The organism is Parabacteroides sp. FAFU027 (assembly GCF_022808675.1).
Taxonomy (GTDB): domain Bacteria; phylum Bacteroidota; class Bacteroidia; order Bacteroidales; family UBA7332; genus CAXXIC01.
Genome location: NZ_JAKZKV010000006.1, coordinates 158124 through 182004, shown reverse-complemented (window position 1 = coordinate 182004; position 23881 = coordinate 158124). Strand labels below are relative to the sequence as shown.

21 protein-coding genes are annotated in these 23881 nt (G+C 42.8%); 8 read left to right on the top strand and 13 right to left on the bottom strand.

Annotated elements, in window-relative coordinates; all coding sequences use genetic code 11:
* Window positions 1-28: 28 nt before the first annotated feature.
* From MLE17_RS11045 to MLE17_RS11020, 6 genes are all read left to right on the top strand, one after another.
* The gene (locus tag MLE17_RS11045; protein ID WP_243348859.1) at window positions 29-1684 is read left to right on the top strand and encodes an AMP-binding protein; all 1656 of its coding nucleotides are present in this window, start codon (window positions 29-31) and stop codon (window positions 1682-1684) included.
* A gap of 221 nt (window positions 1685-1905) precedes the next feature.
* Window positions 1906-2220 carry a GIY-YIG nuclease family protein gene (locus MLE17_RS11040; protein WP_243348858.1) on the top strand — a complete coding sequence of 105 codons (315 nt, stop codon included), beginning with the start codon at window positions 1906-1908 and terminating at the stop codon, window positions 2218-2220.
* 90 nt (window positions 2221-2310) lie between these two features.
* A complete protein-coding gene (locus tag MLE17_RS11035; protein ID WP_243348857.1) occupies window positions 2311-2823 on the top strand; it encodes a DUF421 domain-containing protein in 513 nt (170 codons plus the stop codon).
* A gap of 10 nt (window positions 2824-2833) precedes the next feature.
* On the top strand, window positions 2834-3172 hold the full coding sequence (locus MLE17_RS11030; RefSeq protein WP_243348856.1) for a cupin domain-containing protein: 339 nt from the start codon (window positions 2834-2836) through the stop codon (window positions 3170-3172).
* 111 nt (window positions 3173-3283) lie between these two features.
* Entirely contained in the window at window positions 3284-4213 is a 930-nt protein-coding gene (locus MLE17_RS11025; RefSeq protein WP_243348855.1) for a D-2-hydroxyacid dehydrogenase, read from the top strand.
* Window positions 4214-4458: 245 nt separating this feature from the next.
* Window positions 4459-4776, top strand: a complete 318-nt coding sequence (locus MLE17_RS11020; RefSeq protein WP_243348854.1) for a nucleotidyltransferase domain-containing protein — start codon at window positions 4459-4461, stop codon at window positions 4774-4776.
* 119 nt (window positions 4777-4895) lie between these two features.
* Here the strand turns inward: MLE17_RS11020 and MLE17_RS11015 are convergent, their stop codons facing one another.
* Complete coding sequence (locus MLE17_RS11015; RefSeq protein WP_243348853.1) at window positions 4896-6293, bottom strand: hypothetical protein; 1398 nt, start codon at window positions 6291-6293, stop codon at window positions 4896-4898.
* A gap of 103 nt (window positions 6294-6396) precedes the next feature.
* Window positions 6397-7734, bottom strand: coding sequence for an MFS transporter (locus MLE17_RS11010; RefSeq protein ID WP_243348852.1), 1338 nt, complete (start codon window positions 7732-7734; stop codon window positions 6397-6399).
* Window positions 7735-7892: 158 nt separating this feature from the next.
* On the opposite strand from MLE17_RS11010, the gene MLE17_RS11005 reads away from it, so the two are divergent.
* On the top strand, window positions 7893-10568 hold the full coding sequence (locus tag MLE17_RS11005) for an AMP-binding protein (RefSeq protein WP_243348851.1): 2676 nt from the start codon (window positions 7893-7895) through the stop codon (window positions 10566-10568).
* Window positions 10569-10755: 187 nt separating this feature from the next.
* A complete protein-coding gene (locus tag MLE17_RS11000; RefSeq protein ID WP_243348850.1) occupies window positions 10756-11349 on the top strand; it encodes a hypothetical protein in 594 nt (197 codons plus the stop codon).
* A gap of 53 nt (window positions 11350-11402) precedes the next feature.
* Here the strand turns inward: MLE17_RS11000 and MLE17_RS10995 are convergent, their stop codons facing one another.
* The 11 genes from MLE17_RS10995 to MLE17_RS10945 form a co-directional block, all read right to left on the bottom strand.
* Window positions 11403-12278, bottom strand: coding sequence for a DUF4349 domain-containing protein (locus tag MLE17_RS10995; RefSeq protein ID WP_243348849.1), 876 nt, complete (start codon window positions 12276-12278; stop codon window positions 11403-11405).
* A gap of 30 nt (window positions 12279-12308) precedes the next feature.
* Window positions 12309-12947, bottom strand: a complete 639-nt coding sequence (locus MLE17_RS10990) for a site-2 protease family protein (RefSeq protein ID WP_243348848.1) — start codon at window positions 12945-12947, stop codon at window positions 12309-12311.
* A gap of 223 nt (window positions 12948-13170) precedes the next feature.
* A complete protein-coding gene (locus MLE17_RS10985; protein ID WP_243348847.1) occupies window positions 13171-13449 on the bottom strand; it encodes a hypothetical protein in 279 nt (92 codons plus the stop codon).
* 106 nt (window positions 13450-13555) lie between these two features.
* Window positions 13556-14365, bottom strand: coding sequence for a hypothetical protein (locus tag MLE17_RS10980; protein WP_243348846.1), 810 nt, complete (start codon window positions 14363-14365; stop codon window positions 13556-13558).
* Window positions 14366-14505: 140 nt separating this feature from the next.
* Window positions 14506-15120 carry a porin family protein gene (locus MLE17_RS10975; protein ID WP_243348845.1) on the bottom strand — a complete coding sequence of 205 codons (615 nt, stop codon included), beginning with the start codon at window positions 15118-15120 and terminating at the stop codon, window positions 14506-14508.
* A gap of 89 nt (window positions 15121-15209) precedes the next feature.
* The gene (locus tag MLE17_RS10970) at window positions 15210-15833 is read right to left on the bottom strand and encodes a hypothetical protein (RefSeq protein WP_243348844.1); all 624 of its coding nucleotides are present in this window, start codon (window positions 15831-15833) and stop codon (window positions 15210-15212) included.
* Between the two features lie 43 nt (window positions 15834-15876).
* Entirely contained in the window at window positions 15877-16371 is a 495-nt protein-coding gene (locus tag MLE17_RS10965; RefSeq protein WP_243348843.1) for a hypothetical protein, read from the bottom strand.
* A gap of 8 nt (window positions 16372-16379) precedes the next feature.
* A complete protein-coding gene (locus MLE17_RS10960; RefSeq protein WP_243348842.1) occupies window positions 16380-17351 on the bottom strand; it encodes a tetratricopeptide repeat protein in 972 nt (323 codons plus the stop codon).
* Between the two features lie 20 nt (window positions 17352-17371).
* Complete coding sequence (locus MLE17_RS10955) at window positions 17372-17935, bottom strand: DUF3575 domain-containing protein (RefSeq protein WP_243348841.1); 564 nt, start codon at window positions 17933-17935, stop codon at window positions 17372-17374.
* A 30-nt stretch (window positions 17936-17965) separates the two neighbouring features.
* Window positions 17966-18556 carry a hypothetical protein gene (locus MLE17_RS10950; RefSeq protein ID WP_243348840.1) on the bottom strand — a complete coding sequence of 197 codons (591 nt, stop codon included), beginning with the start codon at window positions 18554-18556 and terminating at the stop codon, window positions 17966-17968.
* A gap of 297 nt (window positions 18557-18853) precedes the next feature.
* On the bottom strand, window positions 18854-23866 hold the full coding sequence (locus MLE17_RS10945; RefSeq protein WP_243348839.1) for a leucine-rich repeat protein: 5013 nt from the start codon (window positions 23864-23866) through the stop codon (window positions 18854-18856).
* Window positions 23867-23881: the final 15 nt, after the last annotated feature.

The following is a 23881-nucleotide window of genomic DNA, read 5'->3' as shown; positions in this document are numbered from 1 at the left end:
TTATGACTTACGACTCACTACATAGATAATGATAGCAAAATATCTCAACCAAACTACCTTCTCATCGCAGGAGGATTTTACAAAAAACTTTCGGGTAAATATCCCCGACAACTTCAACTTCGGCTATGACATCGTAGATGAATGGGCGGCTAAAGCGCCCGACAAAGTCGCCCTGACCTGGACCAATGACTCTGGCGAACTTATCAAGTTTACCTTTGCTGAAATCAAAGATCAGAGTGACCGCACGGCTGCCTATTTCCAGTCGTTGGGTATTGGACATGGCGATATGGTGATGCTGATTCTGAAACGTCGCTACGAATTCTGGTTTTCTATTGTAGCGCTGCACAAGATTGGCGCTGTCTGCATTCCCGCCACACACTTACTGACTGAAAAAGACATCGTTTACCGCAACAATGCTGCCGGTATCAAGATGATTGTGGCAGTGGGTGAAGAAGAGGTGATCAAGCATGTAAATGCGGCAATGCCCAAGTCTCTGACCATTAAGCAACTGGTCTCTGTAGGCCCCGTTATCCCGGAAGGCTGGGGTGACTTTACCAAAGGTATAGCTGAGGCAGCACCATTTATACGTCCTGCAAAAGCAAATGATAACGGCGATATCTCCCTGATGTATTTTACCTCAGGAACAACAGGAAATCCGAAGATGGTGGCACACGATTTTACCTATCCGTTGGCACACATCATCACCGCATCTTACTGGCACAATGTAGGCGAAGAGAGCCTTCACCTTACGCTGGCTGATACCGGTTGGGGAAAAGCTGTCTGGGGAAAACTATATGGACAGTGGATTGCCGGATGCAACGTTTTTGTGTATGACTTTGACAAATTCGCACCAGTGGATGTATTGCATATGATACAGAAGTACGGTATCACCTCATTCTGTGCACCACCGACTGTATTCCGCTTCCTGATTCGTGAAGACCTGACCCGTTTTGACCTTTCTACGTTGAAATATTGCACCATTGCAGGGGAAGCGCTCAATCCGAAGGTATTCGAAGAATTCCTCAAGCTGACCGGTATCAAGCTGATGGAAGGTTTCGGACAGACTGAAACGACACTCACCATCGCTACCTACCCGTGGGCAGAACCTAAACCGGGTTCGATGGGAATTGTCAATCCGCAATACGATGTTGACTTGCTTACCGGCGATGGCCGTTGGGCTGAAGACGGAGAGCAGGGAGAGATTGTCATCCGTACGCACGGCGAAAAAGTATTGGGACTCTTCAAGGAGTATTACCGTGATGAAGCACTCACCAAAGAGGCATGGTATGACGATATTTACCACACCGGCGATGTGGCGTGGCGTGATGAAGACGGCTACTACTGGTTCGTAGGTCGTATTGATGATGTGATTAAGAGTAGCGGTTACCGCATTGGGCCGTTTGAGGTGGAAAGCGCACTGATGACACACCCTGCCGTAGTGGAATGTGCGATTACCGGTGTGCCTGATGAGATTCGCGGGCAAGTGGTAAAAGCGACCGTGGTTTTGGCCAAAGATTACAAAGATCAGGCAGGCCAACACCTCATCCACGAGCTTCAGGAGCACGTGAAGAAGGTGACAGCTCCCTACAAATATCCCCGCATCATCGAATTTGTGGATGAATTGCCGAAAACGATCAGCGGCAAGATACGCCGCGTGGAGATTCGGGAGAAGGATATACAGTAAGAAAACGCTTTATTTCAATAGAATCAAAAGCGTCGGTATTCTCCGGCGCTTTTGTTGTTTTTATTCGTTGCAAAACATTTAGTAAGGGGAATTCGTTTTGCTTTTGACTGTGAAACTTATTTCTGGTATTTAATGCGCAACTGTTGATGTTGTCATCCCGCACTTGATGCGGGATCTCTCAACCTGAGAAAAGTTTATATAACCATTCAATTCAATTGGTCATGGCGACAATTCATCAATTCTGGGTCTATATAATGACGAACAAGGGGAATAATGTGTTTTACGTCGGATTCACCAATGATTTGAAACGACGTGTGTTTGAACACAAGAATAAAATCAATCCCGGATTTACTGCCATGTATGAATGCAATAAGCTTATTTATTTCGAAGAACATAATCAGGCTGAGCAGGGTATTCAAAGGGAGAAATTGCTCAAGAAATGGAAGAGAGAATGGAAGAAAGAACTGATTGCAGGAATGAATCCTGAATGGAACGATTTATCGGCAGGTTGGTTCTGTGAACCGTCCTGCGATTGAGAGATCCCGTGTCAAGCACGGGATGACAGTGCTGAACTTTTCCCATTTATAGAGTGATATTCTACTTATTCACCCTCATATTCAAAACCCATGATTCAGAATTATCTCACTATCGCCTTTAGCTCGGCAGCCGTATATGTGTTTATCATCACCGCTATTCGCCTGTTTGGAAAGAAGGAGTTTGCGCAACTATCAGTAAGTGATCTGGTATTTGTGCTACTTATCAGTAATGCTGTGCAGAATGCGATGGTCGGGCCGGATGCCACGTTAAGTGGTGGACTGGTTGCCGCTTCCACATTGTTCATCCTGAACTATCTCCTGAAATACCTGATGTATAAGTTTCCTTCATTACAGAAGGTGGTTTCGGGTGAACCGCTGTTGCTGATCTATCACGGTCGTGTCAATGAAGACCATTTGAAGAAAGCCCAAATTTCGGTAAACGAGTTGATAGAGACAGTGCGTGAACACGGGTGCCAGTCGATTCATGATGTTGACCTTGCAGTGCTGGAAGCAGACGGAAACATCAGCGTGTTATCCCATGACTTCAATAAGCGAAGTTCGCACGAACGCAAACGTCGCAAAAAGCTTACCGTTCAAAACTAATCCTTGATATATGATAAAAAGCAAACCTTTCCTAGTGGAAAATGAACTTCCGTGGGAACCGCTCAATGAGGGCGTAAGCCGCCAGATAATGGGGTACAACGTAGAACTGATGATGGTGAAAGTCTCTTTTGTGGCAGGAGCTATCGGAGCTCTACATTCCCACCCGCATTCCCAAAGCAGTTATGTGGCTTCGGGTAAATTCGAAGTAGAGATAGATGGAGAGAAGCGCATCCTGGCTACCGGTGACGGTTACTTTATTGCCCCTGACCTGGTGCATGGCGTGAAGTGCCTGGAGGCCGGTGTATTGGTGGATTCCTTCAGTCCGGTGCGTGAGGATTTCCTTGAATAATCATTAGCACACAGATGACACAGATGCAAGCAACACTGATTTACACTGATTTCTTATCTGTGTAAATTGATTCAAATCGGTGTCATCTGTGTGCCATAAACAAAATAACCCATGAAGATAGTTTTTCTCGACGCTTACTCCGTAGGGGATGTGGATATGACCGCCATCTCCCGTTTAGGTGAATATGTACAATACGAAACGACTCAACCGTCGCAGGTCATTGAGCGATGTGCCGATGCCGATGTGGTCATCACCAACAAGGTGAAACTGATGCAGCCGGAGCTGGATGCACTGCCCAATCTGAAACTGATTTGCATTGCTGCTACCGGGATGAACAACGTTGACCTCAGTCATGCTGCTATCAAAGGTATCCCGGTGAAGAACGTGGCCAACTACTCGACCGACAGCGTAGCTGAACTTACCCTTTCGCTGGTCATGGGACTGGTACAGAGTACCGGTTATTACGACCGATACGTGAAGAGTGGCGAATACGGTCGCAGCGGACTTTTTACCCATCATGGCCGTCCCTATTTCGAGATTAAGGGAAAGACGTGGGGCATTATCGGGCTGGGCAACATCGGTAGCCGTGTGGCTCAGATTGCTACTGTACTGGGTGCGAAAGTGGTGTACAACTCCACCTCGGGCAAGAACCACAACAAGGGTTTCGACCACAAGTCGCTGGATGAGCTGCTGGCAGAGAGCGACATCATTACGATCCACGCTCCGCTGAATGAGCGCACACAGAATCTGCTCGACTACGAAAAGCTTTGCAGGATGAAGCCATCAGCCTTGTTGGTAAATGTGGGCCGTGGTGGGATTGTCAAAGAAGCGGATTTGGTGCAGGCATTACGTGAAGGACGCCTTGCCGGTGCGGGACTGGATGTCTTCGAACAGGAGCCATTGGCTGCTGACCATACGTTATTGTCTGCCGATATTCAGGACAAGCTGCTGCTGACTCCTCATATTGCGTGGGCTTCCGTGGAGGCCCGCCAACGGTTGGTGAATATGATTGCGAAGCACATCGAGGCAATTACGGTATAGGACGTTGTATCATCGCAGCAAAATGTGTAGAGACGCAAGATTTTGCGTCTCGCATTTAAAGACATATCACAGAGGACAACAAAGAGTTATTGTTGAGATTGATAACATCATGTTACGAAAGATGTTATATTTGTATTGCATTATTTATAGCATCAATTACAAGGACGCTATCCTGATTATAACCCCGGAACACCGGATCGGGAAAAAGTATTGGACTATCTTAAACACACTAATCAGCTAATGCAATGGATAAATTCGAAGTTATAAAACAGCTAAAACAATATATTCTACTGCTTTCGGCAGAAGGGATTGTCGTGAATAGTGCCTATATGTTCGGCAGTTATTCTAACGATACGGCTTCGGATGATAGTGATATTGATCTTTTAATTGTATCTGACAATAACAGCGAAGACAATGATCTTTTGATTGGCAAGATATGGCGTCTTACCCGAAAGGTCAACTCAAAGATCGAACCGTTTATTATAGGAGAGGATAAATTCAGGGAAGAAGAGGCCTCGCCTTTTATTCAATTGATTAAATCGAACGGTATAAAAATTGCCTGACTTCATTTTTATCACAGAGGACAACGGAGATATTGCACAGAGGGCCACAGAGAAACATTAATCTCTGCGGCCCTCCGGTTGTTTATGAGGTTGTATTGATTCACCCGATAAATTATCTGTTATTTCCCCAAAGCCTTATATTCAAACTGTATAGGAGATCTAAACCCTTTGCTTGTCTTCGCTTCCGAATCAAACCTGTTGCTTTCAGCGCTTCTCAAAGACTTTAAAGGAAGTGAAGCTTTGATGGAGCCGGATACAGTCGATCCTATCGGATCATAGAGTGTGTAATCAATCTGATAGTTGCTGCCGGATATCCAGTTTACCGTTACAGATCCGGTGGTTAGTTTCCTTCTGGAGTCACTATCATAATACCATGATCCTCTCGAATAGTAAACTCCATCTGAAGGCATATAAACATACCCGGGAACAAGAGTCAACGGTTTAACCATGAAGCTGCTCAGTGCACTCTTTGTCATCATCCGATAGGTTCCGGTAGGAATATATGAGGTAAATCCCTGATAGGTATTAAACTGTAATACCAGAACCTCCCCATTGAGGGTCGAACTACTCAGATCCACATCTGCTGTTTCAAGGTATGCAACATAAGTATCAGAGAGATCCATATTGTACAGGTCTCCAACATAGTACAACTCCCCTTTGGTAAAGTTGGGAGAGATCGAGACCGGCTTCTCCCTCTGGTCTTTTACGGAGATAGTGCCTGAATATGTGATATGAATGACCTCTCTGGTCTCAGTGGTAAGATCCCCCTCGATGTGGTAAGCAGAACCATTTATACTAACTGTCAGCGTTCCATTCTTTATCAACGTGTAAGAAACGTTACCAGAAGAAAGATCCACCATATTACTACCCATGGGTATGGACTGATCGTTGTAGGTTTTATAATAACCCGCCTGGAAAGTGTTTGCAATATCGACCTGTGATGCTTTGAAAGTCGTAGCCGGAGGAGCCAACTGGGAGGGAGAGAGCAATAGTTCGAGATGGACTAACTGTCCTGTGCCGCTGATCTTACCTAACGAATCGTCAACCGTGAATGACGACGGCATCAGGTACATGCTGCATATATTATTGTCAAAAAGCTCGCTGGCTACACCGTAATTGATTACGAGTGACTGTTCCATGGTCAGCGTCGTCTGCGTGACGGTTACCGTGCAGGTGATACTTCTGGATCCGGAAGAGATATTGACAGTCGTAGTGCCGGGGGCTAATGAGCTAATGACAATACGTTGGCTAAATGAGGAGCCGGACTGCACCCGCTTGGTATCGGACAGACTCGCACTAAGGATCTTACTATCACCGACCGAGATGGTGACGGGTGCGTTGTTCATTTCACCCGAATAGCTTACCACGGCTTCCAGTGAATCGGTTTGGCCAAGCTTGATGCTGAGTTGTTGGTTGTTTAGTTTAATACTGGTGACTTCATCTTTTACGCACGAGCTGAGGAGAAAAAGAAGAAAGGCCATGGCAGGGATTAGCCCTGATCTGAATGATAATTGCATGAGTGTGATTGTATGGTTTATACTATTTTGCTTATTCGATCATGTGGTAGGGATTCAGAGGGTGACTACAAGTCACCCTCTGAATAGAGTCAAATGCGGTCTTTTATTCCTCCCGCTTAAACCGTGTAAATGCAATAATGAGCAGGCTCACCAAAAAGAAAGAGGAGAGCAGCAAAGTGCTGTTTCGCATGCTGCCGGTGATCTGCTCGATTACACCAAAGCCCAGCATACCGCACACGATGGCCAGCTTCTCGGTACTGTCATAGAAGCTGAAGTAGGAGGCCGTATCGGTGGAATCCTTCGGGATAAGTTTCGACCAGGTGGAGCGGGCCTGCGACTGTATTCCGCCCATCACCAGCCCCACGAAGAAGGAGAGGATGTAGAAATGCGGCACACTCTGGACGAAGTATGCCGAGATGCAGACAAATATCCAGATGCTCAGCATCCACAGGAGCGACGTCTTATTGCCGAAGCGCGAAGAAACCTGTCCGAACAGCGCTGCGCCCAGTATGGCCACCACCTGTATGATCAGGATGGTGAGGATCAGTTTGGAGCCGGTAATGCCCAGTTCATTGCTGCCAAAGAGCGATGCAATGATAATGATCGTCTGCACACCCATGCTGAAGAAGAAGAAGGCGAGCAGGAAACGATACATCACCCCATGCTGGCGGATGTAACGAAACACATTACCGATCTCGCGGAAGCCTTTGGTCAGGATAGAGGTGTTAACCTCTACCTTCCGGCGCTCTTCCCGCAGGAAATGAAAGGCGATCTGCGAAATCAGCAACCACCAGATACCCACTTCGATAAAGGCAAACTTCACCGCCTCCATCTTTCCGGAAAAGCCAAGCATCTGGTAATTCTCTATGGAAAAGAGGTTGAAGATCAGCAACAGCATACTCCCCGCGTACCCAAACATAAAGCCGCGGGCACTAATCTTATCCTGATGTTCAGGTGTAGCGATCAGGGGAAGAAAGGAGTTATAATAGACCAACGAGCCGGCATACCCCAACACGGCAAGCATGGGCAAAAGCAGCCCCAGCCCGATATTGCTTCCGTTGAAAGCGTATAGCCCCATGCACGAGAGGGCGCCAAGGGTGGTAAACATTTGCATAAAGCGCTTGCGGTAGCCACCCAGGTCGGCAATGCCCGACAGCGAAAGCGTCAGGAAGATGATAATGAAGTAGCCGAGGGCGATGGCGTATTCATACAGCACTGTATTCTTAATGGTAAAGCCGAGAAACTGCACCATCTCGGAGCCAAAGGCTCTCTTCGTGATATCATCGTAAAAGACGGGATAAAGCACGGTAGCGATGCTGAGGTTGTATGCCGAATTGGCAATATCGTAAGAGCACCAGGCATTCATCACCTTGCGGTTATTGACGGGCATTTGAGTCGGTGAATTCATATTCTTCTGTATTATAGGGGTGTAAAAATACATCTTTAATGCTTAACCGGACAAGTTACGCGGGGGAAATTAGGATAAACTGATTCTTGGATTAACTTTGTGGTACTATTCTTTTGTCCACGAATTACACGAATTAGCACCAATACATTCGTGCTAATTCGTGTAATTCGTGGACTCAAACTCTTTATATTATGAAACAACACCATCCTCTTATAATTGCATTCGCCAAAGGACTTTCCGCCTTGCTTCGCATCCTGCTGTCCCTCCGTTACAAAGTCGAGGTAAAAGGTGCTAATGTGTTGCAAAGCTCTACCCCTTTGCTGGTATTGCCCAACCACCAGGCACTGATTGACCCGATTATTATCATCAGCCAGATTTACAAACGGACAACGGTGATCCCGGTCATTACCTCCGGGTATTACGATATACCGGTGATTAGAAACCTCTTTCGGGAATGGGGAGCCGTGCGTGTCAGCGATCTGGAGAGTGGCAGCCGCAACACCAACGTATTGAACGAAATAGCCGGAGCAGTAACCGATGGCTTTAATATGGGTAAAAACATCATCCTCTACCCCAGCGGACAGATCGCCGGACAGGGCTATGAGAAGATATTCAACAAAAAGTCGGCACACAATATCGTCAGCGAAATGCCCGCTCACGTAAAGGTGGTTGGGGTACGCATCAATGGCTTGTGGGGCAGCATGTGGTCGAAGGCCTGGACAGGCAAGAGTGAGAACTTTATATGGCTGCTGCTCAAGGCTATCTTTTATATATTGGTCAATCTGATCTTCTTCCTGCCCCGCCGCAAGGTGACGATTGAGTTTGCCGACCTGACGAATGAATCCAGACACAAGGCACAGGAAGGACGACAAGCTTTTAATGCACACCTTGAAGCCTATTACAATCATAACGGCGTGGAAACGCCTCTTTTCCTGAAGCACTACTTCTATGGCCCGAAGCTTTACCGCACGCTGCCGGCTACTATTTCAGGTTCGGTAGATGAAAAAGAGGGGGAAGCATTACCCACCGACGTGGAGAACATCCCCGTCGAAGTATTGGAAAAGGTGAAAGCCATCGTTGCTAAAACCCTCAGCATAAATGCAGCCCAGATTACCCCCAACTCTTACCTGATTATGGATTTGGGGGCAGACTCGCTCAATCTGGTGGAGATTGTATCGGAAGTGGAGAATCAGTTCCCCTCCTTCGCTTCGCCCGAAATCAATGACATCAAGACCATCGGTGACCTTTGCCTGGTGGCAATGGGGCAATTCAGCTCCGAAGCCGACCTGAAGCCGTCAAACCTTAACCAGCCGCTTTCCCGCAAGGGGTATATTTCGGTCAAGGCCGATAAGAATATCCTCTGGCAGTTCCTTGACAGCTTTACCGAAAACCCGAATGATCCCTTCACGTATGATGCGATGCTGGGAAGTACGGACCGGAAGTCTTTCCTGCTTAAGGCTTGTGTCGTATCCCAACACCTGAAAAAGCGGGTAGAAGGCAAACATGTCGGTATCATGCTCCCCGCTACCCAAAGTGCCACCCTGCTGGTCATCGCATCCTATATGGCAGGCAAAATACCAGTGATGCTAAACTGGACAGTAGGCAAAAAGGTGTTGGAGCACTGCATCGAAACAGCAGAAGTAGAAGTGATTCTCTCCGCCAGTACCTTTATCTCGAAAGTAGAGGAGCTGTTGCCCGAAAGCATCAAAAGCAAACTCCTTTTCCTTGACAAAGAAGCACCCAATATCGCTCTAAGCACTAAGCTAAAAGGTGTGTTGATATCGAAGCTCCCCAAACTCTTTTTACCTTATAAGAAGCTGGACGAAACAGCAGTCATCCTCTTCACCTCGGGCAGTGAAGCGTTGCCTAAAGCAGTACCGCTTACGCATCGCAACATTACCAGCGACCTCAACAGCGTCTTCCGGATGCTGGAGATTGACCGTAACTATACCTTCCTCGGGTTCCTGCCGCCGTTCCATAGTTTCGGCTTCACGGTATTAATCGCATTGCCGTTAGCCGCAGGGCTGAAGGTCGCCTACACCCCTAACCCCACCGATGCGCGTGAGGTATTGAAGATTCTCAAGCATACCAAAGCCAATATCCTGCTGGGAACACCCGGTTTCCTCAAGCTACTGATGGGAGTCGGCTCGGCCTACTATTTCAAGACCATCCGTCTGGTGATTTCAGGCGCTGAAGCCATGACTCCGATTGTCAAGGAACAGTTTGAACGTCTTACCACCGATGCATACCTCATCGAAGGATACGGCATTACGGAGTGCGCACCGATTATTGCCGCCAATTTGTTTGAGAAACAGAAGCTCAACAGCGTAGGCAAAATTCTACCGGATGTGGAGTGTGTCATTCTGGACCTGAATAGCGGCCAGCGTTGCCAACCGGGTGAGGCAGGTATGATTTACGTGCGGGGGGCCAATGTCTTCTCCGGTTATCTGGGAAATGAAGTTGCCAGCCCCTTTGAGGAGATTGACGGGAAGACCTTCTACAAAACCGGTGACCTCGGCTATCTGGATGAGGAAGACTTTCTCTACATCACCGGCCGCCTGAAACGCTTTATTAAGATTGCCGGAGAGATGATCAGCCTGCCTTTTATCGAAAATATCCTGTTGGAGAGATACGGAGAGGAAGAGCGTCAGGTGCTCGCCGTTGAAGGTTCGGACAAGACCGTTCCGCCACAGATTGTCCTCTTTACCGCCATCCCGATAGATATGAACGAAGCAAACGATTACCTGATCAGTCATGGCGTGGCCCCGATTGCCAAGATTAAAAGTGTCATTCAACTCGAAGAAATCCCGCTGTTGGGAACCGGGAAGACCGATTATAAAGTCTTACGGCAACTGATTGAGAAATAGACACGTTCGGGAAAAGGCAATTCCAAAGAAATAAAAACAATCTATGTAATATTTGAAAAGTGCTGGTTTTTGTAAGTCGGCCATGAACAAAGAAAAAACAAAATCGGTTATATCCCTAACTTAATTAAAGGCACTTCCGGTACAGCCGGAAGTTTTGTTAAACTCAGAAAGACTAAAAACAGATAACATGGATGAAACTTTTGTACGTTGCAAACCTTGCGGTTATGTGATGAAAGAATCGGAACTGCATAAGGTCGGGGTCTGTCCTGCCTGTGGGATGCCAGCCGGAGCCTTCGAGCCTTATCGCGAAAGAGTCTCCGACTACCGGAAACTGATTCTCGACCTTGACATTCACCCCATTGCCATTCACCTGTCACAAACGTTTGTCGGACTGGCTCCGCTATTGATCATTCTAAACATGATCTTTCCCAATCTCTTCTCCGACACCTTTATTTCCGTAACCAACTTCAGCATTTATGTGCTCCCATTTACGCTGGTTTTATCCACCATCTCCGGAGCTCTTGACGGTTACACCCGGTTTAAGACGCTGGATTCCCCTTTGCTTAAGATCAAGATCATTTACAGCATAATTATAATCGTCCTTTCATTCACCAATTTCTTTGTCACCAAGCCAGGTGAATTTACGCCCATCACCCTCGGATTAAGCCTGGCATGCCTCTATTGCGCTGTACGCCTCGGATTATGGGGTAAAAAGTTGCTTAACGTTATTATGCCTGGATCGTTGTTTATTAACATCGGGAAGAAGAAGATAAAAGTATAACCCGATGATAGGTATAAAATAAGCCGTTCTCAATACTGGGAACGGCTTATTTTTTATAGGCTGGTCTGAGTTTCGCTCTCTTTAGCTTTAGCTCTTTTTCTCTTACGATAACGCCGAAATATCATTATCAGTCCTACTAGAATAATAATAAACGGCCACAGGTTTATCAATCCGATAATGGCTGAAACAAATGCTTTCCATCCTCCTGTTAATGCTGATTTTAGTCTGTATAAAAAGCTATTGGACTCTACCGCTGTTGGAGTTTTATCGGTATCAATAAAAAGTGTCAAATCCAACGTACTGTAGTTGATCTGGTCATTGAGGTACTTCAACCGGCCTTCCTTGCTCTCTATCTCCTCCTGAATAAGACGTATTTTCTCCTGAAGCGCAAGGATATCTTTGATATTTCCCGCTTTGGAAAGCAGTTCGGTATATTTCTCAAGATAAAGTTTCTTATTCTTCAGACGGGCCTCCACATCAATATATTCATCGGTAACATCCCTGGCGGTAATGCTTTTTTTGGTAACATCACCTGTCCCATTCTCAAGATTGCCGATAAACTTCTCAAAGAGTTGAGATGGGATTCGTATCTTCAGGTCATAAGACTGATCTGTCTTATTATTGGTCAATGACTCATTCTCATAATAGGCATGAAACTTCCTGAGTTGGCCATCCACCTGCTTTTTTGCCTCATAGATGTCCTTTACGCAAATGCTGATCTCTCCATCCTTGATGATCTTCTTGGTATAAACCTTTGAGGTCTTATTAGCAACACCCTTTTCAACTTCCCCATCGGTTACCGGTGGTACAAATTTGGGCTTTTCTAATTTCATGCATGACAATTCTAATACAGAATTTTCACTTACATGCTTTTTATCACAACTGATTAAAGATGCTGCTATAAACAGCAGAAACAATAATTTCTTCATGACATATTGTTTTTAAAGTTTGAAAGGTCATTAATTAAATGCCAGCAAATCGAGGAAAAATACCGATACCGAGTTTACCATGTTGGAAATAGGCAGGATGGTAAGGCTGGTCTGGTTTTGCAGGATGATGATAGCGAACAGGGCAAAGGTTCCGTATCTGTAAAGATTATACATCAATGTCGGGTTAATCTCCTTCAGATACGAAAGATAGAGGTGAGAACCATCCAGCGGAGGAAGCGGAATCAGGTTGAAAACGAACAAGCCGAAGTTGATCACCCCCCATATAATAAGCAGATTAATCACCTGAAGCCCCAAATGAGTTGACTGAAAAAACTCAGCGGCATAAAGCCCACGGGCAATTGCCAGGAAGAGCAACGCAAGCACAAAATTGGAAAACGGACCGGCAATAGCGATCAGGATTTCGTCACGATGCTTCTTTTTCAGGTTGTCAGGATTAAACAATACCGGTTTAGCCCAACCGAATCCGGCTATAACTATCAGGAAAAATCCCAACCAATCGATATGTTTGAGGGGATTCAGGGAAACACGCCCCTGCTCTTTGGCTGTATTGTCTCCTAATTTGTAAGCCGTGAAGGCATGTGCAAATTCGTGTACAGTGAGGCCAATTACAGCCGCGGGGATGATTTCTATTGTCTGTGTGATGTTCATTGTCTGGTATTTATAGTAAGAGGTAAAATCACTCTGTTTCTTTTTAAACGGAATTTCAGGAAATGGATTGTCTATATATACACGAATTCGCCATAGTTTATAAATAGAGAAAACCGGAAATCCATTGAGACATCTACCAATCTCGAAACGATGGATCCCCGGTTTTACTTATCCGTGTAGTTTATTGCATTTCAAGCAACTGGAAATCCTTTTTCCACGCTGCTTAAACAAATAACTTCATCAAAGCAAAGACGATCAGGGCAAAGATGCCAAGATAGAATAGACGCTGGACTGTCTTGGAAAGGGTTTTGACCGTTTTTTCAAAAAAGAGGATAGCCATACATCCGATTGCAACCCACGAAAAAATAGAGAGAGTAAACGGATGGACTTCATGGGAGAAAACCCGCAAATGATTTCCTTTCATTACAGCTATCGCACAAATGGCAGCATATCCTGTGGCATAAAGGATGATAGTTGTTCGAATGATTTTGATTAGCTTCATAGATTCAATATATTGCGTTAATTTAATTCAGAAAACGGCTCAAAGTTAATAGAAAAAAACCGGCAAAGCGATATGCCTTGCCGGTTCGATCCTGATTATTTGGAAATTACTTCTTAGCCATTCCCTTCATAGCAACACCGACCTTTTCTCCCATTTTTGAGAAAGTATAGTCCAATGCTCCGAAAGAATGCTTAACAAAATATTTTCCGATCGGAGTCTGCCACACCTTAAGGTATTGCTCCAGTTTTTCATCAGAAGCATTCTTATAGGTAAAGAGAGACATGGCCACAATCTGATTGTTCAGTTGCTGGGCGAAATTTGCAGGAAGCTCAGTATTCACCTTATTGATAATTTCTGCCTCCGATAACTGTTTATCCTTAGGCATGATGCTGTTGACACCCTTTGCCATTGAACCAATTACATTCTTGATCATATTAAATGCCATTTCCGAACCACCCAACTCATCATTGAGCTTAGTCAGCATAAGGATACGGGACTGTGACGGCGGGTTACTTTGCAGGTTTTGGAAGAATGTCATTTGTTCTTGTCTTTTGGCCGGGGAGTTAGCCTCCAGCTCCATATTGTTGAACTCCTGCAACACCGGATCATTATACAATACGATGATTTTCTTCAGGCTGTCCTCATTGGTTTTGAGACGGAAATATTCGATATAATAACCCTCTGCATCTTTCGCGTTTATCGCCGATTTCATAATGGTTGAAAACTTGTCGAAATCTGCCGGATTGGAAAAAGTGCTCTTCTTTTCATTCATCTTGGCGGTAAACAGCTCTTCGATTTGTTTGATTTGTGCAGTAGATCCGGTCTTGGTTAAAAGCTCATCGACTGTTTTTTGTGTACTCTGGGCAAATGTATTGAGACATACCAATACCATTGCGAGGGTTGAAAATAGTTTCATTGTTGATTTGTTATTATGTTGTTTCTGTTTAAATCGTTCGTTTGTCCACAGTGACGTAATCCAGTCAACCTCGAAGCGAGAATACTCAACCTAACATGTTCTGGAAAACACATCAGGTTGAGTATTCTTGCTTTGTTTCCTTAGAAATAATATCCTAAAGAGACAGACACATTACGGTTGTATCCTTTTCCCGTATCCATTCCCTGGTAAGTGGATGGATACAGATTGGCAAGACCATGTTCGTAATTCAGGTTTAGAATTAATTTATCCGTGAAAGAGAGTCCTGCTCCGATATTCAGTCCTGCATCAAATCTATTCAATTCAACTCCAGTGCTGTTTTTATTGAACATATCTACAGAAGCACTCACTCCATTCTGTGATGCAGACATTGTTCCGGTAATTCCATAAGCAGCATAAGGCCCCGCCTTGATCTGGAAATTACTGAAATGCATTGCAAGCATTACCGGAATCTCAATATAATTCAACTTGATTTTGTAATTCATTCCGTCTCCGGAACCGCTTGCCCCTTTTTGAGCGTATTGAACCTGATATTGAAGAGAAGTCGTAGCTCCCAGCTTCTTATCAACCATTAACCCCAAAGAGAATCCGGTCAGGTTATCTAATGATTCAGACTGACTCCCTGATTTTTCGATGATATAGGAGGGTAAAAAACCTCCTGTAATTCCAACTTTTGTTTGTGCCTGCAGATTGCTTAAGACATACATCGCAAATGCAATTAAAAGAATTCGTTTCATAATTAATTATTTATGATAGGTTTAACTTGCCTACTCTTTTTCAAGGATTTTCGGCTTACTCCTTTGATATTTTTCAACTTACCAGAGCTCTATTTGTCTTCATAATTTCCCTTTTTCCATTGCTCCAGATTTGCCTTTATTACACGTGTCTCTTCGCTATTTGTTCCATTTTGACGAATAGAAACCTGAATAGCCTTTTCTCCACAGATAATTCCCTCTTGTGTTTTGCCTCCGATGAAATAGAAATAGCTTAAATCAGAATAATCCCTGGCGCGAAGGTCTTTATCCATGATACGATTGATATCCGAATATTGATAAATCGTATAACTATGAATCCGAGAAAGAACAAGCCCGAGGATAATGGCAGTGAGAAGGATTATTGTTTTGGGTGAAAAGAATTTATTTGATTCGCTAATGAGAATAATAGCCACAATACTGGTTGCAATACAGATCAGTAATAGTGGAAAAGAGTAAGGCAAATAATGTAACCGCAAAATCAGATAATCCGCCCAAAGAGAAAGTGCCAGTTCCATCAATCGTTGGGGAACTAAATGCTTGTTTTTGCGTTGAGCTTTGAAAAGGCCGGTTAAGGTTAGAATTGTCAATGATAATACCGAAACAATAGAAAGTATTGCTCCAAACGGAAACCGGAAAAAGGCCAGTACACGGGCAAAGATCAGGATTCCGACGAATATTCGAATCGTTTTTTGCATGATAGATAAATTACGTTTAAAGTGAAATGCTATTTGTAAAGCCTCAAAACTTCGTTTTCTTAAATCCATACAGGGCAATCTGCTCAATCGGATAAGGCCATATCTCTGTGGACGGAACATTCGGAAAGAGAGCCATGACTGAGGTATTCTTAAACTCAGGAACATTGGGACATTGAATGTCCGCATTATATTCAAGAGCAAATTTCAATCCGTGCTTGATAAAAAGCAAAGTCTTTAGGTTCTTCCCATTTCCTTTTTGCCTATCTCCCATTGTGCCAACGCAAAATACGAACTCCAGTGTGTTTTCTTCTAACGAAGCCGGCAAACAAGCTTTATCACTAACATCCGGAGTTTCATTAAACGGTTCAACCTTTAGGACTTTGTAGTGGAAATTTACCGAATCGACAGGAATCAGTTTAATCGTAACTTTTGACTTGATCGGAAATGCAAAGCCTTCGTGAGCTGTCGTATCTGCTTCCTGTGCAAATACTGACAAGCCTGATATTAAAGTAAAAATCAGGCAAAGTATCTTTTTCATATCTATCATTATTGCTTATCGGTGCCCACTGAGATATTATTTGCTTTCATAATCTCGTAGAACTTCTCCTCTTTGTTTTGCTTTTTCATCTCGGTATAGAGAGCAACTATCATCTTTTCGGCATCACTTCGATAAGGAGACTGTTGTTGGGTATATAGAGAATAAGCTTTACAAATATTGTCGAGCCCTTTTTCATATTCCTTCATTACAGAGTAAGTTTGTCCGATTCCATAAAAGACTTCGGGATCTTTGGGATTAAGTGTCGCCAGCTTTTGATAAGCGTCAATGGCCTGAGTGTATTCCTGTTTGTAACGGTAGGCAACGGCAATATTTTGCAATGGCATAAGCCCGTTGGGGTCCAGTTCGAGAGATCTTTTGTAACAATAGATGGCCCGGTCGAAGTTATTCAACTTACGATTACAGATCCCGAGATTGTCCCACGCAAAAGCAAATACAGAATCGATAGCCAACGCTTTCTCAAAGTATGTGATCGCTTTCTTATAGTTTTCGCTATTGGATTCCTTTACCCCTTTTGAATACCATTCGCGGGCTTCCGGATTAGTTGAGACGGACTTGCCGCTCTCCTGCTCCATTGATGACAATTTTACCTTTAGAACCTTACAATTATCCATCAGGTATTGCTCCATTTGGCGATAACACTCTTTATATTCCTTCGAATCCTTATCATTATTCACCAAAACATTGACCGTTTTCTTCCCTTTTCCATCAGCTATGGTATTGGAAAGATCGATATTCATCAGTTTTGCTCCCATCTGGTAGGCCTCGACCTGAGTATCAATACATTTGCTGATCTCTTTTGCAATCTCCTCCTTCGACTTGTTTCGGGTGTCGATGGAATCGATACTTTTACATCCGTTTTCAGCTAATTCTTTGAATAAACGATCGGCTTTTCCGCTCTTCTGACCCATTATATGGAGTGAAGCAAAAACAGCCAGGGTGAGAATCATTTGTTTTTTCATGGTATGGGATTTAAATGGGTTTAAAATCTTTTTCCGATACAAAGTCCTAATCTCGGATAAGCATGTAAAACGGTATTGCCGAAGAGTCGACCGGCACCTATACAAATCTCTCCCGTCACACCGTTGCGGGTAAGGAATTTATACCCGCAGGCAGCACCACATCCGAAAGTGTTGAAAGATCTGGGTGAAATAGTCGAAGATGATAAGTATCCATAATAGGTATTATAGTAGGAATTGTTATAATAAGAGTTATAATCATATTCCCGAACTAAAGCCATATTACCTTCAATAAAAAATCCAGAAGCTTTCTTCTCTCCGAAATAAATCCGATAATAAGGCAACAGCATCCAAAGCATTTCCAGATCTTTCTTTTCAAGGGAAATGGCTGCTGTAAGTCCAACTCCCATATTATCGGTAATGAAGCGTTCGTAGTTAATTTCCGGTAACCCAAATATCGGAGAGGCTACATTGAGCCTGATTTCGTTGTTATCGCAGGGCTTTTTCGTGCTTTCACTATTCGTTTGGCTGAATGCATTCATGCTCATGGCCATAATTGAAAGAGTGATTAGAATTACTTTTTTCATTGTGTATAATTATAGTTAGATATCTGATTGTTAAATGTTTCTCATGGCAACTCCAGGAATCTTCGTTGAAATCATTTCATTAAGCACATGACTTCTATCCTCTTTTAGTGATTTCAGGAAGTCGGTAATTCCATCTCCGTAACTGCGCTTGGTATAAGCATAAATGACAATAGCTTTTTTGCTTTCAGAAAGTTGAATTTCTTTGTAATGATACGCATTGAATTCAACAATAGTCATAAGCTTGTCTTTACTTTCCCCCAGTAAGAAGTCAACTATAAATTCCTTTCCATCCGGACTTTCAGTGACCTGATAATTGCAGACACCATCATGCTTCTTTCTCTCCTTTAATTCTTTCACCTTCTGAGCTACTGCATCCGTTGCATTTATATTTGTCACAAAAAGATGAATAGTCATCATTTGATTGTACCCGGTTGTAGTTTCACCCTTTGGTAAATATTCCTGGATATAATAATTATCATTAGGCTTATCAGTCCATGACAGATTAAAGTCTGTATCATTAAAATGCAGAGTTTCATTGGTTCCTAATCGGTTTATAGGATTTTGAGCTGATATTCCGAATGAAAGAAACAGCATAAGAATGATGACCCGTATTGTCTTCATAAATTTGAGTTTATAGGTTGTTTGTACGATTCCTTTGTTGTAATACTGGTTGACGCTTACTTAACACCTGAAAGTATTGAAAATTATAGCCTAAAGATTATTCCGATTTCTGGCTCATTGCAGTAAAAGAGGAACAAATAGCCAGCGTGATAATCATTAGGTTTTACATGATATGGGATTTAAATAAGTTGTATGACGTATTTTATCCGCTCTTGCTTAGACGTAACACAAAGTCTTAATTCAAAATAAAGCGCAGGCTGAGCCTGTCGCTTTATTTATTTTACATGCTACAGAAATTTATTCCTTTATAAGTTTCTGTTCAATTGTTCCCTCACTAGTTGTTATCCGAATCATATATGTACCTTTATATAATCCCACTATAGATATGGGTTCATTGGGAAATACCTCTTTTGAAAATAAGGCACTACCTTTCAGGTCGTAAACAACAACTTTACAGCCGTCTTTTACTCCACAAATCATGAATGCTCCCTTCGCAGGATTAGGATACAAACTTATTTTAGAATCCCTGATTGTGGGAACGTCTGTAGATAGCTCTAAAATATTCTTGAAATCTTTCCAATACATCGCAGCTTTATATGCGCTTGTTTTTCCCGCAGGGACATAGAGGATACAAGATGTTTTATCTACGCCCCAAAAACTATCACCATAAAATGACATATCAATAGGAGAAGAAGGATATGCATAAACGGTAGATAATGCAGAACAAGCACTAAATACCCCCGCTCCCAATTGTGTAACACTTGCCGGAATATTAACAGACTTCAGACTCGGGCAGGAAAAGAATGCTTTTTCACCGATCTGGGTTACCTTAGGCGGTATTAGAACAGAAGTCAGATTCTTGCAATAAGCAAAAGCTTCGTAATCTAAACTTGTAATCGTAACAGGAAGCTCAATCGTTTTAAATCCACATCCGGAGAACGCATAAGCACCTAAACTTGTAATCGCAGAATTGAGTGTCACGGAGCTTAAATTTTCACAATTAGCAAATCCCAGATAACCAATGGTTGTAATTAATGGAGGAATTACAATCGACTTTAGTGCCGAGCAATTCATAAAACAACCTCCGCCAATATAAGTCAGCGTTTTAGGCAGATCAATGGCAGAAATCCCTGTACAACCATAAAATACTTCATCCGCTAAAACCTTCAGATGGTCTGACAATACTACTGTTTGCAATGAGGTACATAATTCAAAAGCTCTTCGACCTATCGATGTTACAGATGAGGGGAAAACTAATGAAGTTAACCCGATACAATTGTCAAAGGCATTTTGTCCAATAGAATTTAGACTTGAAGGAAAATCAATCTTCTGTAGTTTTCGACAGTAACAAAAAGCGTCATTGCCAATCGACGTTACTGTAGAAGGAATAGAGACAGAGGTTAATCCACTACATTGATAAAATACGCCATCTTCAATAGCGTTAAGAGTTGCTGGCAAAGTTACTGTACTCAGAGCTGTACACTCTTCAAAAGCATGGTAACGTATAGCTGCAACCGTTGACGGTATATTTATGTTTTTCAAATTTGCACAACTGGAAAAAGTAAAATCTTTTATCTCTTTCAAAGAGTCAGGCAGATAAATAGTACCCAGAGCTGTACAAGTTGAAAAAGCTCTTGATCCGATAGTTTTCACAGAGGATGGTAGCACAATAGTTGTCAATCCGCTGCAACCGGAAAATACGCTGTTTCCTATTGCCTCAAGAGAAGAAGGTAGCTCAATAGATTTTATTGCGGTACAACCTTCAAACAAAGAATTATTTAAAAGCCTCAAAGAAGATGGAATCTGAACTGAACATAAGCTAGTACATCCACCGAATGCTCTTTCTCCAATATTGGTCAATGTAGATGGAATAACCAAAGATGTCAGACTTGATCCGCTAAATGATCCGGCACCGATTGATGTAAGGGAAGCCGGAAAACTGATAGAACTCAGGCCTGTTCCTGAAAAAGCGCCATCTCCGATTGTTTTAAGATTCGGAGGAAGATTTATGGACTTCAAGCTACTGCACGATACAAATAAATTAGGACCAATAGTAGTATATGCATCTGGTAATTTTATTGAGGATATTCTGGAACAATAAGCAAATACATATCCTCCGATAAATGTATTTGGTGAAGAAATTTCTAACGAATCAAGTTTGTAACAATAGTAAAATGCACTGGAACCTATTGAATCCATAGATGCAGGAATAGATAATTTTCCAGACAAACCGCTACAGTTTGAAAATGCTATAGCTCCGATTCTTTTAAGTGAATTCGGCAATATTAATCCGGATAGATTGCTAGATTCATTAAATGCAGCTTCTTCGATAATGGTTAATGAATCTGGGAGACTTACAGATGATAATCCTGAACATCTTGAGAAAGAATATTTACCGATCCTTCTGAGTCGTGAAGGTAGTGTAATGGAAGATAATCCTGATACACTGCCAAAGGCATAATCACCAATAGATGTTACAGTGTCGGGAAGTAATACTGATTTTAAAGAGGATTTATAATAAAATGCATCGACAGGCACTTCATTTGCAGGATATTTTATATTTCCACTACCCCATGAAGTTCCACCATTACCTTCATATCCGGCAATAGTTACCCCGGCCAGATTTATCTCTGTCAGCATAGGCATATTATCCCGCATGGTTTTAAAATCACGGGAATCGATGGAACCAATGAGGGCTAATTCGCTTAGTGTACTAAGCTCGGTTGATGTTAATACAGTTGCAAGGCTACCCGGAGAAACTTTCCGGGGTGCAGACGCTTGTGTCACGTCAATTACCTGATCATCAAAACCAGATGCTGAAACAATAATCTTCGCTTTACGAATTGTATCTGCTGTATTTGCCTCAGCGGTCAGCGTAAGTACACTATCTTTCTGATTCACCACGATCCATGATTTATCAGATGTTGCTTTCCATAATACATTGGCTTTTACCTCCACTGCTATACTTTTGCGCACAAGAGTAGATGGGAATTTTACGGCTCTCCGGGTAACCAGGAATCCCTGCGTATTTTCAACTATATTACCAAATCCATTCCATATTGCTGAGGATTTATACAATGAAGCGGTGGCATAAGGAACATTTAAGCTACAAGCGGCTTTATTAATCTTATAGAAGGGATCTCCTGAATTGCTTAAATCTAACGGATATACAGTATTAACATAAATAGAGGTAAGTCCTGTACACCCCTGAAAAGCAGAATAACCTAAAGATGTGATTGATGCGGGTAATTTAACTGAAACCAGACTAGTCTTCGAATAATTAGTACTATAAACGAAAAATGCGTTTGAAGGAAAAGCATTAGCAGCATAAGCTGTACTAAAATCATACGTACCGCCTGCGCCGTTAAAAGCGGCGATACTTGCTTTGCTTAGATCCAAACGGGTTAACTCAGGCATCATGTCTCTCATGGTTTTAACATCACGGGCATCCATTGTTCCGGTAATGGTCAAATCTGTGATTGCATTTAGTTCTTCGGACGACAATACGGATGATAAACGACCTGCTGAGAGATTTACAGATTTAGGGGCACCGGTCTGTGTAACGGTAATGGTCTGAGTTCCAAAACCCGGAGACGATACCGTTATTCTGGCATAACGCCTGATTGAAGAATCATTTGCCAGAGCTGTAATCGTAAGCTTCCCATCTGAAGCACCTGATGCAGGACTAACCGTAACCCAGGTTTGATCAGTCGTGGCTGTCCATTCTACATTCCCCGAGATATCAACGGTTGCGCTTCCTGCATTAAAAGCTACTTTTATATTATTAGTACCGGTAATAAAACCACGAGGATCTTCCTGAACATTGGCAAAATCACTCCAGCCATAAGCTGCCTTATATAAGGTCGCTGATTTATAAGGAACATACAATCTACAAGCCGATTTATTTACATTGTAGAATATGCTATAGTTACCATTAAGATTTATCGGATAAGAGGAATTGGCATAAAGAGAAGTCAGACCGGTACAATTGTAAAAGGCATAATTTCCAATCTTATTTACTGAGGAAGGAATCGTAAATGAGGTCAGGCCACTACAAGCATTAAAAGCATAATTTCCTATTGCGGTAGTTGTTTCCGGTATTTTAATGACCTGAAGCAATGATTTACCTCCTGTATAATAGCTATAAAAGGCATTAGATGGTATTGTATTTGCAGCATAGACTGTATCGCTGGAAGTTCCCCCATTTCCCTTATAGGCTGAAATAGCAACTCCAGATATGTCCAGATCGGTTAATAAAGGCATTTTATCACGAATCGTTTTAAAATCCCGGACATCCATGGTACCGGTAATGCTTATTGATGATATCGAAGCCAGTTCATCTGCTGTCAGTGTTGTCGAAAGACTTCCGGCAGTTATATTGACCCCTCTGGGAGGGATCTTCTGAGTTACTTCAATAATCTGAGATTCATAGCCATCTGACGAAACTGTGACTAAAGCCTTTCTTACAGTGTTTGACGTATTAGCTTCAGCGGTTACAGTCAGGGTATCATTACCCGATCCGGATGAGGAACTGATTGTGAGCCAGGATTGATTACAGCTTACACTCCAGGAAACATTTGCTTTAATGGCAATCTTAGCAGAACTTCCTGCATCAGCAGCAATTGCAACTTTGTTCGAATTAGCTATAAATCCTTGCGGACTTTCGACAATATTTGTAAATGAGCTCCATTGACCGGCAGAAGCATAACCTGTTTTTGCTCCATAAGGTACATGCAATGTGCATTGACTATAGTTGATATAAAATGCACTCCAATTATCCCCCATATTTATAGGGAAACTGCTATTGATATAGATATCTTTCAATCCTGTACAAGAATAGAAGGCATAATAAGCAATGCTCTTTACTGATGCAGGAATGGATATGGAGGTTAATCCTTTACAATAATAAAATGCTGAATTGCCAATACTTGATATACTTGAAGGCAACAATACAGATTTAAGAGTCGTTTTTCCTGTGTAGGTTGAGGCGTTTAGAAAAGCATAATGAGGAATAACACCTGCTAAATAATTTGTCAGGGAGGGATAGGTGCCGTTTGCTCCTGAATAAGCTAAGATATTCACTGTTCTTAAATCCAGATTAGCCAGTAATGGCAAACTGTCTCTCATTGTTCGGAAATCCCGGGCATCAATATTTCCTGTTATTTTCAGGTCTGTAACCGAGCCTTTTTCATCCGATGATAGTAGTGTATTTAATGTTCCTGCTGTCACAACTTCTATCTCTTTTGATACCTGGGATTGACCTAACAGGTAAAAAGATAAGAATAGTAAGAGAATACTAATTCGCTGCATGTTTGATATTCTGTT

Bases quoted from the DNA above. Each gene is read 5' to 3' on its own strand.
- MLE17_RS11045 (WP_243348859.1), top strand. From the start codon at position 29: ATGATAGCAAAATATCTCAACCAAACTACCTTCTCATCGCAGGAGGAT.
- MLE17_RS11040 (WP_243348858.1), top strand. From the start codon at position 1,906: ATGGCGACAATTCATCAATTCTGGGTCTATATAATGACGAACAAGGGG.
- MLE17_RS11035 (WP_243348857.1), top strand. From the start codon at position 2,311: ATGATTCAGAATTATCTCACTATCGCCTTTAGCTCGGCAGCCGTATAT.
- MLE17_RS11030 (WP_243348856.1), top strand. From the start codon at position 2,834: ATGATAAAAAGCAAACCTTTCCTAGTGGAAAATGAACTTCCGTGGGAA.
- MLE17_RS11025 (WP_243348855.1), top strand. From the start codon at position 3,284: ATGAAGATAGTTTTTCTCGACGCTTACTCCGTAGGGGATGTGGATATG.
- MLE17_RS11020 (WP_243348854.1), top strand. From the start codon at position 4,459: ATGGATAAATTCGAAGTTATAAAACAGCTAAAACAATATATTCTACTG.
- MLE17_RS11015 (WP_243348853.1), bottom strand. From the start codon at position 6,293: ATGCAATTATCATTCAGATCAGGGCTAATCCCTGCCATGGCCTTTCTT.
- MLE17_RS11010 (WP_243348852.1), bottom strand. From the start codon at position 7,734: ATGTATTTTTACACCCCTATAATACAGAAGAATATGAATTCACCGACT.
- MLE17_RS11005 (WP_243348851.1), top strand. From the start codon at position 7,893: ATGAAACAACACCATCCTCTTATAATTGCATTCGCCAAAGGACTTTCC.
- MLE17_RS11000 (WP_243348850.1), top strand. From the start codon at position 10,756: ATGGATGAAACTTTTGTACGTTGCAAACCTTGCGGTTATGTGATGAAA.
- MLE17_RS10995 (WP_243348849.1), bottom strand. From the start codon at position 12,278: ATGAAGAAATTATTGTTTCTGCTGTTTATAGCAGCATCTTTAATCAGT.
- MLE17_RS10990 (WP_243348848.1), bottom strand. From the start codon at position 12,947: ATGAACATCACACAGACAATAGAAATCATCCCCGCGGCTGTAATTGGC.
- MLE17_RS10985 (WP_243348847.1), bottom strand. From the start codon at position 13,449: ATGAAGCTAATCAAAATCATTCGAACAACTATCATCCTTTATGCCACA.
- MLE17_RS10980 (WP_243348846.1), bottom strand. From the start codon at position 14,365: ATGAAACTATTTTCAACCCTCGCAATGGTATTGGTATGTCTCAATACA.
- MLE17_RS10975 (WP_243348845.1), bottom strand. From the start codon at position 15,120: ATGAAACGAATTCTTTTAATTGCATTTGCGATGTATGTCTTAAGCAAT.
- MLE17_RS10970 (WP_243348844.1), bottom strand. From the start codon at position 15,833: ATGCAAAAAACGATTCGAATATTCGTCGGAATCCTGATCTTTGCCCGT.
- MLE17_RS10965 (WP_243348843.1), bottom strand. From the start codon at position 16,371: ATGAAAAAGATACTTTGCCTGATTTTTACTTTAATATCAGGCTTGTCA.
- MLE17_RS10960 (WP_243348842.1), bottom strand. From the start codon at position 17,351: ATGAAAAAACAAATGATTCTCACCCTGGCTGTTTTTGCTTCACTCCAT.
- MLE17_RS10955 (WP_243348841.1), bottom strand. From the start codon at position 17,935: ATGAAAAAAGTAATTCTAATCACTCTTTCAATTATGGCCATGAGCATG.
- MLE17_RS10950 (WP_243348840.1), bottom strand. From the start codon at position 18,556: ATGAAGACAATACGGGTCATCATTCTTATGCTGTTTCTTTCATTCGGA.
- MLE17_RS10945 (WP_243348839.1), bottom strand. From the start codon at position 23,866: ATGCAGCGAATTAGTATTCTCTTACTATTCTTATCTTTTTACCTGTTA.